Here is a 12,824-nt window from a genome sequence, read left to right as displayed (position 1 = left end):
GTCACCTCGTTTTCAGTTCGGCCTTCTTGCGGTGATGGAATTCGGCGATCAGTTTCTTCGCCTGCCTGATGTCGGCCTGCTGGGTGGACTTGTCGCCACCGCCAAACAGGATCACCAGGTGCCGGCCTTCCTGGATCAGGTAGATCCTGTAGCCCGGGCCCCAATCGATGCGGTATTCGCCAAGCCCGTCGAACCACTTGATGTTGGATGTGTTGCCCATTTCCAGGCGCAGCAGCGCGGTGGAAACCTTGACGGCTGCCTGGGTATCCAGCGTTTCGAACCAGCGACCGAAGGGGCTGCGCTGGTTCTCTTGCTGGTATTCCTCGACTGTGATCATCGTCGGCCTTAAAGGTAACAAATAAGTTACTATATGGGTAGGCCTTTGATCGTGCCGCAAAGCCTGTCCGTGGCCAACGCCGCAAGTGTTTCCTCTGTCTTCAATACGCGAAGGTCCCGTGGCGCGGCGGCCAGGGCTGCGTCCTACCGTTCAGCGGGGGACTTGGTAACTCGATATATCGGCCGGGTTTTACGCGGCCAAGCGATCAGCGCAGGGCCTGGAGCAACTCGCCCAGGTCATGGAATTCCCGATCGACGGCTGGCAACGACGGCCGTTGCAGGATCAGCACCGGCACCCCACGCTCGCGCGCCACTTCCAGCTTGGGTTCGGTGGCGCTGCTGCCGCTGTTCTTGCTGATCAGCACGTCGATACGGCGGCGTTCGAACAGCTCGCGTTCGCTGTCGATCAGGAAGGGGCCGCGTGCGCCTATCACTTCGCACCGGTCATTGCCGGGGTACGGGTCGAGGGCGCGCAGGGTCCAGAACTGCCCGGAGGGGATCTCATGCAGATGCTGCAAGGGTTCGCGGCCCAGGGTGAACAGCGGGCGCTTGAAGGGTTCGAGTGCCTGGACCAGTTCGGCCCAGTCGCGGACTTCGCGCCAGTCGTCGCCGGCCTGAGCCTGCCAGGCCGGTCGGCGCAGGGCCCAGCAGGGGATGCCACACAGCTGCGCGGCCGTGGCGGCGTTCTGGCTGATTTGGGCGGCATAGGGATGAGTGGCGTCCAGCAGCAGCTCGATGCCTTGCTCGCGGATGAACCGGGCCAAGCCCTCGGCGCCGCCGTAGCCGCCGACCCGCACCTGGCAGTCCAGGTCTGCGGGCACGCGCCCGATGCCCGCCAGGCTATAGATGTGCTCCGGCCCCAGGGTCCGGGCGATGGCCAGGGCCTCGGTCACGCCGCCCAGCAGCAGTATGGGTTTCATCGAAAAGCTCCGGCATGGCCGACGATGCCGCCCTGGCGATCGATGGCGAAGACTTCGACCTGGACCTGTGGCGGCACCACGCTGCGCGCGAAGTCCAGGGCGTGCTGGCACACCGCGTCGCCCAGGGCGATGCCGGCGGCGCTGGCCATGGCCAGCGCCTGCTGGCTGGTGTTGGCGCCACGGATGGCGTTTTGCAGCGCCGGGTCGGCGCCGACCGCCGCGGCCCATTCGGCCAGTTGCGGCAGGTCGATGCTGGAATGGCGGCTGTGCAGGTCCATGTGCCCCGCCGCGAGCTTGCTGATCTTGCCGAAACCGCCGCACAGGCTGAGTTTGTCCACCGGCACTTTGCGCAGGTGCTTGAGCACGGCGCCGACAAAGTCGCCCATTTCGATCAGGGCGATTTCCGGCAGGTCGTAGACGCGGCGCATGGTGTCTTCGCTGGCATTGCCGGTACAGGCGGCGATGTGCAGGTAGCCGTTGGTCTTGGCGACGTCGATGCCCTGGTGGATCGAGGCGATATAGGCCGCGCAGGAAAACGGCCGCACGATGCCGCTGGTGCCGAGGATCGACAGGCCGCCGAGAATGCCCAGGCGCGGGTTCATGGTTTTCAACGCCAGGGCTTCGCCATCCTCGACGTTGACCGTGACCTCGAAGCCGCCCTGGTAACCCTGTTCCCGGGCCAGGGTTGCCAGGTGCTCGCTGATCATCCGGCGCGGCACCGGATTGATCGCCGGTTCGCCCACACCCAGCACCAGCCCCGGCCGGGTCACGGTGCCCACGCCTTGGCCGGCGATGAAACGAATGCCGCTGTCCGGGCTCAGGCGGACCTGGGAATAAAGCAGGGCGCCGTGGGTCACGTCGGGGTCGTCGCCGGCATCCTTGATCGTGCCGGCTTCGGCGCCGGTGTCGGTGAGGCGGCAAAACTCCAGGCGCATCTGCACCTGCTTGCCCTTGGGCAGGACGATCTCCACGGCGTCGCTGATGGTGCCGCCGAGCAACAGACGCGCCGCCGCCAGGCTGGTGGCGGTGGCGCAGCTGCCGGTGGTCAGGCCGCTGCGCAGCGGGGCCGGTTGTTCCGCCGTTTCTTCACGCATGCCGCGCGGCCTTGTGCAGGCGCGAGCTTGCTCGCGATAGCGTCCGCCAGACGGACCGCGTGGTCTGGATCGCGAGCAAGCTCGCTCCTACAGGGGAGGGCAGGGTGCTCATAGCGGTTTGACGAGGTCGAGCAAGGTAATGGGCAGGGCCTGGCGCCAGGTGTCGAAGTCCCCCAGCGGCAAGGCCTGGGCGACATGGATGCGGGTCAGCTCGCCGCCATGCCGTTCGCGCCAGGCCATCAGGGTCGTTTCGCTTTGCAGGGTCACGGCGTTGGCCACCAGCCGGCCACCGGGCTTGAGCCGGGCCCAGCAGGCGTCGAGCACGCCGGGGCGGGTCACGCCGCCGCCGATGAAGATCGCGTCCGGGGCTTCCAGGCCATCCAGCGCCTGGGGCGCGCTGCCGCGAACCAGTTGCAGGCCGGGCACGCCGAGGGCGTCGCGGTTGTGTTCGATCAGTTGCTGGCGGCCTGGGTCGGCTTCGATGGCCAGGGCCCGGCAGCTGGGGTGCGCGCGCATCCACTCGATGCCGATCGAGCCGCTGCCGGCGCCGACATCCCACAACAGTTCGCCGGGCACCGGGGCCAGGCGGGCCAGGGTAATGGCGCGGACGTCGCGCTTGGTCAGCTGGCCGTCATGCTGGAAGGCCGAGTCGGGCAAGCCGGCCAGGCGCGACAGGCGCGGCGTATCGGGCTCGGCCAGGCATTCGATGGCCACCAGGTTGAGGTCGGCGATGGCCGGGTCGCTCCAGTCGTTGGCGGTACTGTCGGTCCGTCGTTCGGCCTCGCCGCCCAGGTGCTCGAGCACGCTGAGCCGGCTTGGGCCGAAGCCGCGTTCGCGCAGCAGCGCGGCGATGGCCGAGGGGCTGAGGCCGTCATTGCTCAGGACCAGCAGGCGCACGCCGCTGAACAGCTGGGCGCTGAGGGCGGCCACGGGGCGGGCGACCACCGAGAGCGTCACCACCTCTTGCAGCGGCCAGCCCAGGCGCGCGGCCGCCAGTGAATAAGAGGAAGGCGAGGGCAGGACGTGCATTTCTTCCTGGGCCACCTGCCCCGCCAGGCTGGCGCCGACGCCGAACAGCATCGGGTCGCCGCTGGCCAGCACGCACACCGGCTCGCCGCGCTTGGCCAGCACCGGCTCCAGTGAGAAAGGGCTCGGCCACAGTTGCCGCTCGCCGCGGATGCACACCGGCAACAGGTCCAGTTGCCGCTGGCCGCCGACGATCCGCGAAGCGCCCATCAGGGCCCGCCGGGCGTTCTTGCCCAGGCCCTTGAAGCCGTCTTCACCGATTCCCACTACTGTCAGCCAGGGCGACATCGCTATTCCTCGAGGGTAAAACCTGTTCTTCCGACAGGCAGGCTTTTCATGCCTTCGGACAAAGCAGGCATAATACCGCGCCTTCGCCCGCGAAGCGCCTTTCCCACACAGCCGGTCACCCCCTTGAACGAACGCCCGATGTCCACCGCCTTACGCCCCTCGGCCTGTCCGGGGTTGCTGCGTATCGTCCCGGCACTGGACGGCGGTATCTGCCGGATCAAGCTGGCCGGCGGGGCGATCAGCGCCGCCCAGGCCCGCGCGGTGGCCGCTGCGGCCGAGCGGTATGCCGGCGGGGTGATCGAGGCGACCAACCGCGCCAACCTGCAGATTCGCGGGATCGGCGCCGAGCATCAGGCGCTGATCGCCGAGCTGCTGGCCGCCGGCCTGGGGCCGACCAGCGCGGCCGGCGATGACGTGCGTAACCTGATGCTCAGCCCCACGGCCGGGATCGACCGCACGATGATCGTCGACACCCGTCCCCTGGCCGGGCAGATTCTCGCCACTGTGCAAAGCCATCCGCGCTTTCATGAGTTGTCGCCCAAGTTCGCCGTGCAACTCGACGGCGGCGAGGCCCTGGCCATGCTGGAGCATCCCCATGACCTGTGGCTTTCGGCGTTCGAAGGCGCGGGCGAGCCCTGGCTGGCCTTCGGCCTGGCCGGCTGCCCTGGGGACCGGCCCCTGGCCAGCGTGGCGCTGGAGGATGGGCTGGCCCTGGTGGTGGCGGTGCTGGAGCTGTTCCTCGACCTGGCCCGCCCCGAACAGACCCGCATGCGCCAGCTGTTGGCGGAGCACTCGGCGGACGCGCTGCTGGCACAGGTGTCCGCGCACTTGCCGGGGCCGGTGATCAGGGGGGGCGATTGGCAGCGCGAGGCCCCTTCCGAGCCGCTGCATATCGGCACTTATCCACAGCGGCAACCGGACCAGGTCTATGTCGGTGCCGTCACGCCCCTGGGGCGGCTGGCCCCGTCGATGCTGCGCGGCGCGGCGCAGCTGGCTGAGCAATGGGGCGACGGCAGCCTGAGGTTCACGCCCTGGCAGAGCCTGTTGCTGCCAAATCTGCGGGCCGAAGACGCGCCTGAAGTCACGCGCTGCCTGCAACAGCTGGGGTTTCTCTGCTCGCCAGAGCAGCCCCTGGCCCACCTGATTGCCTGCACCGGTTCCAGCGGCTGCGGCAAGGCCCTGGCCGACACCAAGGGCGACGCGCTGAAGCTGGCTGCCTTGCTCCAGCGTCACGGCCATCAGCTGGACGTGCACCTGTCCGGCTGCTCGCGTTCCTGCGCCGCCGCCCATGTGGCACCGGCTACCTTGCTGGCTGTCGCCCCCGGTCGTTACGACCTCTATTTTCGCGATGCCGCGCAGCCGGGTTTCGGCACGCTGCACGCACGCAACCTTTCCCTTGAAGCGGCCGGCGCATTGCTCGATGCCCGCCCACGGAGCAACACCCATGATTGATTACATCCGCGACGGTCAGGAGATCTATCGCAACTCCTTCGCGATCATTCGCGAGGAGGCTAGGCTCGATCGCATCCCCGCGGACCTGGAAAAGCTCGCGGTGCGGGTGATCCATGCCTGCGGCATGGTCGATGCCATCGACGGCCTGCAGTTCTCCGAAGGCGCGGGCCAGGCCGGGCGCGCGGCCCTGGCGGCCGGCGCGCCGATTCTCTGCGATGCGCGCATGGTGGCCGAAGGCATTACCCGCGCCCGTCTGCCGGCGAACAATCAGGTGATCTGCACCCTGCGCGACGAAAGCGTGCCGGAGCTGGCCCGCGAGCTGGGCAACACCCGCTCGGCGGTGGCCCTGGAGCTGTGGCGGCCGTACCTGGAGGGCAGCGTGGTGGTGATCGGCAACGCCCCGACCGCGCTGTTCTACCTGCTGGAAATGCTCGACGCCGGCGCGCCGAAACCGGCGCTGATCCTCGGTTTCCCGGTAGGTTTCGTCGGCGCGGCCGAGTCCAAGGCGATGCTCGCCGCCGACAGCCGCGGCGTGCCTTTTGTGATCATGCAAGGCCGCCTGGGCGGCAGCGCCATGGCCGCCGCCGCCGTCAACGCCCTGGCCACGGAGATCGAATGATGCAGCAACCTGGACGTTTGATCGGCCTGGGCGTCGGCCCCGGTGATCCGGAACTGATTACCGTCAAGGCCCTGCGCCTGCTGCGCGAGTCGCCGGTGGTGGCGTACTTCGTCGCCAAGGGTAAAAAGGGCAATGCCTTCGGCATCATCGAAGCACACCTGCAAGGCGCGCAGACCCTGGTGCCGCTGGTCTACCCGGTGACCACCGAAGTGCTGCCGGCGCCGCTGTCCTACGAGCAAGTGATCAGCGACTTCTATGACAGCGCCGCCGAAGACTTGGCCAAGCATCTGGACGCCGGCCGCGACGTGGCGGTGATCTGTGAAGGCGACCCGTTCTTCTACGGCTCCTACATGTACCTGCACGACCGCCTGGCCGAGCGTTACCCGGCCGAAGTGGTGCCGGGGGTGTGCTCGATGCTCGGTGGCGCCTCGGTGCTGGGCGCGCCGCTGGTGTATCGCAACCAGAGCCTGTCGGTGCTCTCCGGCGTGTTGCCCCATGACGAACTCAAGCGCCGCCTGGCCGATGCCGACGCGGCGGTGGTGATGAAGCTGGGGCGCAACTTCCCCAAGGTGCGCCAGGTGCTCGAAGAGCTGGGCCTGGCCGAGCGCGCGCTGTACGTCGAGCGCGCAACCATGGCCAACCAGAAGATCGTGCCGCTGGATGAAGTGCAGCCGATGTCCTCGCCGTATTTCTCGTTGATCATCGTGCCCGGTGAAAGGTGGCAAGGTTGATGGCCCGTTCCGCACCGGCCATCGTCATCCTTGGCCAAGGCAGCCTGGCGACTGCGCGCAAACTTCAGCAGCTGTACCCGGACGCGCTGATCCACGGCCTGGCCGAACGGGTCGAGGGCGCCGACCGCCCATACCAGGAGTTTGGCGCGACCTTGCGTCAGCTGTATCAACAGGACACGCCGATCATCGCACTGTGCGCCGCGGGCATCGTCATCCGCACCCTGGCGCCGCTGCTGCTGGAGAAGGGCGCGGAGCCGCCGGTGCTGGCCGTGGCCGAAGACGGCAGCGCCGTGGTGCCGTTGCTCGGTGGCCTGGGCGGAGTGAACGTCATGGCCCGGGAAATCGCCGCCGGCCTGAGCGTGGCGGCGGCAATCACCACCAGCGGCGAGCTGCGCTTCGGCACCTGCCTGCTCAACCCACCGAGCGGCTATGCCCTGGGTGATCTGGAGCTGGGCAAGCGTTTCGTCTCCGATCTGCTGGGCGGTGAAAGCGTGCGCATCGAAGGCGCCGCGCCCTGGCTGGCCGAGGCCCGGTTGCCGGAAGACCGGCATGCCCGGCTGACCATCCGCGTCGGCTCGGCCGAGCGCGAGCCCGCCGCCAACGAACTGCTGATCTATCCGCGCAGTGTGCTGATCGCCTGCAACGGCAATATCGCGGGTGCCGATGCGCTGCGCGAGGCCTTGCACCAGAAGCAGATCGCCGTGCAATCCGTCGCCTGCATGCTGGCCGCTGACAGCGACATGGCCAGCCCGATCTTGCGCCAGGCCGCTGCCGACCTGGGCGTGCCCCTGCGTTTCGCCCCTACGGCGGGCAGTGTCGCCGAACTGGCGCAACAGGCCGTGCCGCAACTGCTGCCGCCGCTGAGCGTGGGTGAAGACATCGCCATTGCCGTGGCCAGCCAGCCGCTGGACCCGCAGCAGATCGGCCGCCCCCGTGGCCGCCTGGCGGTGATCGGCCTGGGCCCTGGCGCCGCCGAGCTGATGGTGCCGGCGGTGAAGGCCGAACTGGCGCGGGCCAACGATATCCTTGGCTACGAAACCTATGTGCGCATGGCCGGCCCGTTCCGCGCCGACCAGGTCCTGCACTGCACCGACAACCGCGAAGAAATGCAGCGTGCCCGCCACGCCTTCGAGCTCGCGGCCCAAGGCCGTTCGGTGGTGGTGGTGTCCTCCGGCGACCCGGGGGTCTTCGCCATGGCCGCGGCGGTGCTGGAAGCGCTGCACGAATCCAGCGAGCCGGGCTGGCATCGGGTCGAGCTGGAAATCCTTCCCGGGGTTTCCGCTTCCCTGGCCACCGCCGCCCAGGCCGGCGCGCCCCTGGGCCACGACTTCTGCGTGCTGTCCCTGTCGGACAACCTCAAGCCCTGGGCAATCATCGAGAAGCGCCTGGACCTGGCGTCCCAGGCCGACCTGGCGCTGGCGTTCTATAACCCCATCTCGCGTTCGCGTCCTTGGCAGCTGGGGCGCGCGCTGGAGATCGTGCGCCAGCACCGCACTGCGGACACGCCCGTAGTGCTGGGGCGGGATATCGGGCGTCCGGGGCAGACCTTGCGCGTTATCACCCTGGGCGAGCTGACAGCGGAGCAGGTGGATATGCGCACCATGGTGTTGGTGGGCTCATCCACTACCTGCGTGTTTCCCAAGGCTGGAGGGGGGGAGTGGGTGTATACGCCGAGGTGGTACGGGCAGAAACCCTAGGCAATCTCGAGCCGCTGTAGGAGCGAGGCTTGCCCGCGATGGCGTCCGCTCTGGCGCTGCATTTTTTGGACGGGGTACATATCCGTTTCTGCGGTAACGGCCACTTAGGGTTCCGCCCTTACGGCGGGTCACTTTTTTTCAAACGCCGGAATGCCGGCCCAGCAAAAAGTAACCAAAAAACGCTTGCCCCTGCGTACGGCCTTCGCTGCGCTCAGGTTCCCTCGCTCCGGCGTCCCTCAGGGGGCATCGACTCCGGTCGGCTGCGCTTCGACCTCCATACGATGTCCTCGACTGCGTCGAGGGGCGCTGCGCGCCATCCCCCTGATAAACGCCTCCACTCGGCCTCCCGATGGGGCGGGTGGATCAAAAGCCAAAGCCGGGCGCGACCTACCGGTCGGCGCTAAATTTTGTAGCCGCTGCCGAGCCCGCGAGGCTGCGATCGGCCGCGAAGCGGACGCAGGGTCTTGAAACCGCTGGAGGACCTTCGGTCCTATCGCAGCCTCGCGGGCTCGGCAGCGGCTACAGGAAGCGTGGGGGCCGTCAGAGGGAAAGAATGGCAACACATTGAGGGTTGTCGCTGGTTTTTTGCGAAGCCATAGTTGCCCGGTCGCCGACGCATCGGCGGTCGATCTTAGCCGGTCGAGATATGGGGCTATGAACGCTTAAGCGCCATCCATTACCATGCTGGCGCTTTTGGTTGCGCGGCATCCTTTATGGTGGCTGTGCGCGGGACACCTTTGGGTGTGCCGGGGAATGTTCATAGCTCCATCCCTGGTCGGCTAACCCTCGCACAGCTGCCTCCCATTTGTTTAGCCGCAAAGAGTGGCAGCTCTTTATGCAACTAAGGAGCTATGACCATGACGGACTTCATCCCACTACAAAGCAATCTCACCCCTACCCCGGTGTTCCACCTCGACCGCAACGCGCCCGCAGCCGATCTGCATGGCGGCGCGGTGCAGCGCATCAAGGCTTCGCGGGATCTGATGCACAGCCTCAATTGCCTGAGTGTCAAAGGTGTGGGCGACCAGGATCTGATTCACTTCGTCAACGCCGCCCACCTGTTGCTGCAAGACGGCTGCGACGCGCTGGATGCCTTGCAGTGGCAACTGCAGGCGTAAAAAATCCCACCCCGGAAAAAGCCCAGGCTCACTGTCCCCAGTGAGCCTGCTTGTTCTTGCCGCTTGTAGCTTGCCGCTGCCTCTACCCCAGATACCCCTTGACCCCGGTAAAGATGATCTGCGCCGCCAGGGCGCAGACGAACAGGCCCATCAGTCGGCTGACGATCTGCAAGCCTTGCTCGCCGAGGATGCGTTCGATGCGGTTGGACAGGTAGAGCACCACGCCGACCGTGAAGCTGGCCAGGGCGATGCTGAGGATCGCGGTGAGTTTGTCGTCCCAGTGCGGCTGGCTGACGCCCATCACCAGCAGGGCGCCGATGGTGCCGGGGCCGACGGTCAGGGGGATGGTCAGCGGCACTATGGTCACGTCCTGCTGCACGTTGTCGGTCTGGATCGCCGACTTGCCCTGGGCCATGCCCAGGGCCGAGATGAACAGCACGCTGCCGGCGCCGATGCGGAAGGCGTCCACGGTGATGCCGAACACATTGAAGATCACCCGTCCGAACAGATACAGCAGCACGCTGGAGGCCAGGGTCGCCAGGGCGACGTTCCACGCCAGGCGCCGACGCTCCTTGCTGGAGTAGCCGCGGGTCAGGCTGATGAAGCAGGACAGGACGAAGAAGGGGCTGTAGAGCACCAGCATCTTCAGGTACACGCTGAACAGCACATGGAGCATGGCGCAAACTCACAGCGAAGGAGGGCGAGCGGAGTTTAACAGGCGTTTGCCGGACTGTCGGCTCAGGACGGCTGCGCCGTGGTGCGGTCCTGCAGGTCGCGCTGCGCCACCCAGTGTTCGATCAGTTCGCGCAGTTGCGACAGCTCCACCGGCTTGGCCATGTGCCCGTCCATGCCGGCCTGCCGCGCGCGCTCCTTGTGCTCGGTGAGGATGTGCGCGGTCAGCGCCACCACCGGCGTGCGCACGCGCTGGTTGCCGACTTCCCAGGCCCGCAGCTGCTGGGTGGCGGAGAAACCGTCGAGGATCGGCATTTCGCAGTCCATCAGCACCAGGTCGTAGCGCTGGGCCTTCATCGCTTGCAGGGCTTCTTCGCCGTTGCTCGCGGTATCGGGCTGCAGGTTGAGCTTGCCGAGCATGCCGCGAATCACCTTGGTGGAGATGCTGTTGTCCTCGGCGACCAGGATGCGGAAGTCGCTCGGCACCTTGACCGGCACCGGAACCCCGCTCAGCGAATGGGGCTGATGGGGGACCAGTTGGCCCTTGTTGCGCTGGGTCAGCTCGTCGGCCAGGGTGGTCTTGAGGGTGTAGCCGGCCACCGGTTTGGCGAGAATGCGCTTGACCCCGGCGTTGCGCGCGATGACCTTGCTCGGCGCGTTGCTGATGCCGGTGAGCATGATCAGCAGGATGTCGTGGTTCAGGCTCGGGTCTTCCTTGATCTTGGCCGCCAGTTGCATGCCGGTCATGCCGGGCATGTTCTGGTCGAGCAGCACCACATCGAAGTAGTCGCGCAGGTGCGCCTTGGTGCGCAGCAGGGCCAGGGCTTCCTTGCCCGAAGGCACGGCGCTGACGTTCAGGCCCCAGGCGCTGCATTGCTGCACCAGGACCTTGCGGCAGGTGTCGTTGTCGTCCACCACCAGCACCCGGGCGCCTTGCAGCGGGCCATCCAGGTCGGACGTCGGGTGCTCCAGGCGCTCAGGGTCCAGCGGCAGGGTCAGCCACAGGGTGCTGCCCTGGTTGGCGCTGGTCTTGACCCCGAACTCGCCATGCATCAGCAGGATCAGCTGGCGGGCGATGACCAGGCCGAGATTGCCGCCCAGGCGGGTGCTGGCGAGGAAGTTCTTGCTGTGCAGTTCCGAATGCAGCAGGGCATCGCGTTCTTCGGCTTCCATCGGCTGGCCGCTGTCCTGCACGGCAATGCGCAGGCGCGGTTTGCTGGTGCGCTCGTCCAGCGCGACCACCACCAGGACCTCGCCTTCGTCGGTCTTCTTCAGGGCGTTTTCCAACAGGCTGAGCATGGCCTGGCGCAAGCGCGTCGGATCACCGCTGATCACGCGTGGCACCTGCGGCTGGATGAAGCTGATCAGCTCGACGTTCTGCTGCTCGGCCTTGGCACGGAAAATACTCAGGCAGTCCTCTATCAGTGCATTGAGGTCGAACTGCACGTCGTCCAGCTCGATCTGCCCGGATTCGAGCTTGGAGATGTCGAGGATCTCGTTGATCAGGGTCAGCAGCTCGTTGCCGGCACTGTGGATGGTCTGCACGTAATCGCGTTGCTTGACCGACAGTGGTGTGCCCAGCAGCAGCTCGGTCATGCCCAGCACGCCGTTCATCGGTGTGCGGATCTCGTGGCTGATCTTGGCCAGGAACTCGGCCTTGGCATTGACCTCGGCGTTGCTGGCGGCGAGGTCGCGGCTGACGCTGAACTCGTTCTCGGTGATGCTGCGCTGGCGCTCGCCCAGGGCGATGCTCATCGCCCACCCGCTCAGGCACATGGTCACCAGCAAGGTGACGATCAGGCCCTGGGGCGCGACCATGGTCAACCCCAGCAGCGCCGGCAGCACGATCAGCGCGCCGATGTTGAAGATGCCCATGCCGGCCACGAAGTAGCGCGCCGGGCGGTAGCCTTTGTGCCAGTGATAACCGGCGATGAACAGCATGCTCAGGCCGACCAGGGCCACCAGGCCGTAGGTGATGAGGTTCAGCGGGAGTGAATCGACGAACAGCAGCAACAGGCTGCACAGGCCGACCATCAGGATGTCGACCAGCAGCAGCTTGTTCAGTGGGTGCGGGCCCAGCGGGGCAAAAAAGCGATAGACGAACATCAGCCCGCAAGGGGTAGTCAGCAACAGCGCCAGGTAGGCGCCAGGGGTCTGTATCGCGTGCCAGTCCGGCAGCCAGGGGCCGAACAGGTTGAGCATCAGCGCCAGGCTGAGCATCACCAGGGCTTCGCAGGACGCCAGCCACAGGCTGCTGCGCGAACGGGTGTAGGCGTAGCGCACCAGGTTGTGCAGCATCAGCATGCCCATGCAGCCGAACAGCAGGCCGTACAGCACGCTCTGGCCCTGATTGGCCGCGGTCATGACCGCCGGTTGCAGGGTGATGTAAGGGCGCAACTGATGGTCGGAGACCAGGCGCAGATAGACGTCGAGGGTCTTCTGGTTCTGCGGCAGCGGCAGCATGAAGTCGCTGCTGGGCAAAGGCCGTTCGGCCTGGGGCTGCTGGGTGCCGGAGGTCAGTTGCTCGACCAGGTTGTCGCCGTCCAGCACATACATGTCCAGGCGTGACAGGTCGGGCGCGAAGATCCGCAGCAGTTGTTCGTGCTTGCCCGGTTGCAGTTTGAAACGCAGCCATAACGCGCCTCCGGGTTCGGCGGCGGTGATGCGTTCCAGTTCGATCGGGCTGAATTGATTGGTGTAGCGCGGGGAGCGGATATCGCTCAGTTGCAGGTCGGCCTGTTCATCGAGCAAAACGGCCCAGTTACTGCCTTGTGCGGCCTGGGCCGGGATCAAGCAGAGCAGGGTCAGCAGAGTGACGGTGAAACCTATGGCAGTCCTGAGCCAGCGCACGGCGAAATCCCTTCGTAGGTT

Annotated in this window: 11 protein-coding genes; 5 read left to right on the top strand and 6 right to left on the bottom strand. The window is 66.6% G+C overall.

Annotated elements, in window-relative coordinates; genetic code table 11:
* Position 1: 1 nt before the first annotated feature.
* The 4 genes from AC07VU_RS07925 to cbiE form a co-directional block, all read right to left on the bottom strand.
* Positions 2-337 (bottom strand): type II toxin-antitoxin system RelE/ParE family toxin, encoded by a 336-nt coding sequence (locus AC07VU_RS07925; protein WP_009041967.1) that lies wholly within the window; start codon positions 335-337, stop codon positions 2-4.
* A gap of 205 nt (positions 338-542) precedes the next feature.
* Entirely contained in the window at positions 543-1,256 is a 714-nt protein-coding gene (locus AC07VU_RS07920; RefSeq protein ID WP_087089982.1) for a cobalt-precorrin-6A reductase, read from the bottom strand.
* Positions 1,253-2,350, bottom strand: coding sequence for a cobalt-precorrin-5B (C(1))-methyltransferase (locus tag AC07VU_RS07915; RefSeq protein ID WP_495029697.1), 1,098 nt, complete (start codon positions 2,348-2,350; stop codon positions 1,253-1,255). The genes AC07VU_RS07920 and AC07VU_RS07915 overlap by 4 nt, the downstream gene beginning before the upstream one ends.
* Positions 2,351-2,458: 108 nt before the next feature.
* Positions 2,459-3,664 carry a precorrin-6y C5,15-methyltransferase (decarboxylating) subunit CbiE gene (cbiE, locus tag AC07VU_RS07910; protein ID WP_495029696.1) on the bottom strand — a complete coding sequence of 402 codons (1,206 nt, stop codon included), beginning with the start codon at positions 3,662-3,664 and terminating at the stop codon, positions 2,459-2,461.
* A gap of 138 nt (positions 3,665-3,802) precedes the next feature.
* Between cbiE and cobG the strand changes: the two genes are divergently transcribed.
* From cobG to AC07VU_RS07885, 5 genes are all read left to right on the top strand, one after another.
* Entirely contained in the window at positions 3,803-5,116 is a 1,314-nt protein-coding gene (gene cobG / locus AC07VU_RS07905; RefSeq protein WP_337999657.1) for a precorrin-3B synthase, read from the top strand.
* A complete protein-coding gene (locus AC07VU_RS07900; protein WP_007932940.1) occupies positions 5,109-5,735 on the top strand; it encodes a precorrin-8X methylmutase in 627 nt (208 codons plus the stop codon). The genes cobG and AC07VU_RS07900 overlap by 8 nt, the downstream gene beginning before the upstream one ends.
* The gene (locus tag AC07VU_RS07895) at positions 5,735-6,466 is read left to right on the top strand and encodes a precorrin-2 C(20)-methyltransferase (protein ID WP_053259478.1); all 732 of its coding nucleotides are present in this window, start codon (positions 5,735-5,737) and stop codon (positions 6,464-6,466) included. The genes AC07VU_RS07900 and AC07VU_RS07895 overlap by 1 nt, the downstream gene beginning before the upstream one ends.
* Positions 6,466-8,163 (top strand): precorrin-3B C(17)-methyltransferase, encoded by a 1,698-nt coding sequence (gene cobJ, locus AC07VU_RS07890; protein ID WP_495029695.1) that lies wholly within the window; start codon positions 6,466-6,468, stop codon positions 8,161-8,163. The genes AC07VU_RS07895 and cobJ overlap by 1 nt, the downstream gene beginning before the upstream one ends.
* 857 nt (positions 8,164-9,020) lie before the next feature.
* Positions 9,021-9,281: a hypothetical protein gene (locus tag AC07VU_RS07885; protein WP_053259480.1), complete on the top strand. Its 261-nt coding sequence runs from the start codon at positions 9,021-9,023 to the stop codon at positions 9,279-9,281.
* 82 nt (positions 9,282-9,363) lie between these two features.
* Here the strand turns inward: AC07VU_RS07885 and AC07VU_RS07880 are convergent, their stop codons facing one another.
* Together AC07VU_RS07880 and AC07VU_RS07875 are read right to left on the bottom strand one after the other, a co-directional pair.
* Positions 9,364-9,957, bottom strand: a complete 594-nt coding sequence (locus AC07VU_RS07880) for a MarC family protein (protein WP_007923493.1) — start codon at positions 9,955-9,957, stop codon at positions 9,364-9,366.
* 62 nt (positions 9,958-10,019) lie between these two features.
* A complete protein-coding gene (locus tag AC07VU_RS07875; protein ID WP_457275544.1) occupies positions 10,020-12,803 on the bottom strand; it encodes a hybrid sensor histidine kinase/response regulator in 2,784 nt (927 codons plus the stop codon).
* Positions 12,804-12,824 lie beyond the last annotated feature (21 nt).

It is taken from the genome of Pseudomonas sp. GW821-FHT02B10 (assembly GCF_059421865.1).
The sequence above is the reverse complement of the archived record's forward strand: the minus strand, read 5'-3'. Positions and strand labels throughout refer to the sequence as shown.

Bases quoted from the DNA above. Each gene is read 5' to 3' on its own strand.
- cbiE (WP_495029696.1), bottom strand. From the start codon at position 3,664: ATGTCGCCCTGGCTGACAGTAGTGGGAATCGGTGAAGACGGCTTCAAG.
- AC07VU_RS07885 (WP_053259480.1), top strand. From the start codon at position 9,021: ATGACGGACTTCATCCCACTACAAAGCAATCTCACCCCTACCCCGGTG.
- AC07VU_RS07920 (WP_087089982.1), bottom strand. From the start codon at position 1,256: ATGAAACCCATACTGCTGCTGGGCGGCGTGACCGAGGCCCTGGCCATC.
- cobJ (WP_495029695.1), top strand. From the start codon at position 6,466: ATGGCCCGTTCCGCACCGGCCATCGTCATCCTTGGCCAAGGCAGCCTG.
- AC07VU_RS07895 (WP_053259478.1), top strand. From the start codon at position 5,735: ATGCAGCAACCTGGACGTTTGATCGGCCTGGGCGTCGGCCCCGGTGAT.
- AC07VU_RS07900 (WP_007932940.1), top strand. From the start codon at position 5,109: ATGATTGATTACATCCGCGACGGTCAGGAGATCTATCGCAACTCCTTC.
- AC07VU_RS07915 (WP_495029697.1), bottom strand. From the start codon at position 2,350: ATGCGTGAAGAAACGGCGGAACAACCGGCCCCGCTGCGCAGCGGCCTG.
- AC07VU_RS07880 (WP_007923493.1), bottom strand. From the start codon at position 9,957: ATGCTCCATGTGCTGTTCAGCGTGTACCTGAAGATGCTGGTGCTCTAC.
- AC07VU_RS07925 (WP_009041967.1), bottom strand. From the start codon at position 337: ATGATCACAGTCGAGGAATACCAGCAAGAGAACCAGCGCAGCCCCTTC.
- cobG (WP_337999657.1), top strand. From the start codon at position 3,803: ATGTCCACCGCCTTACGCCCCTCGGCCTGTCCGGGGTTGCTGCGTATC.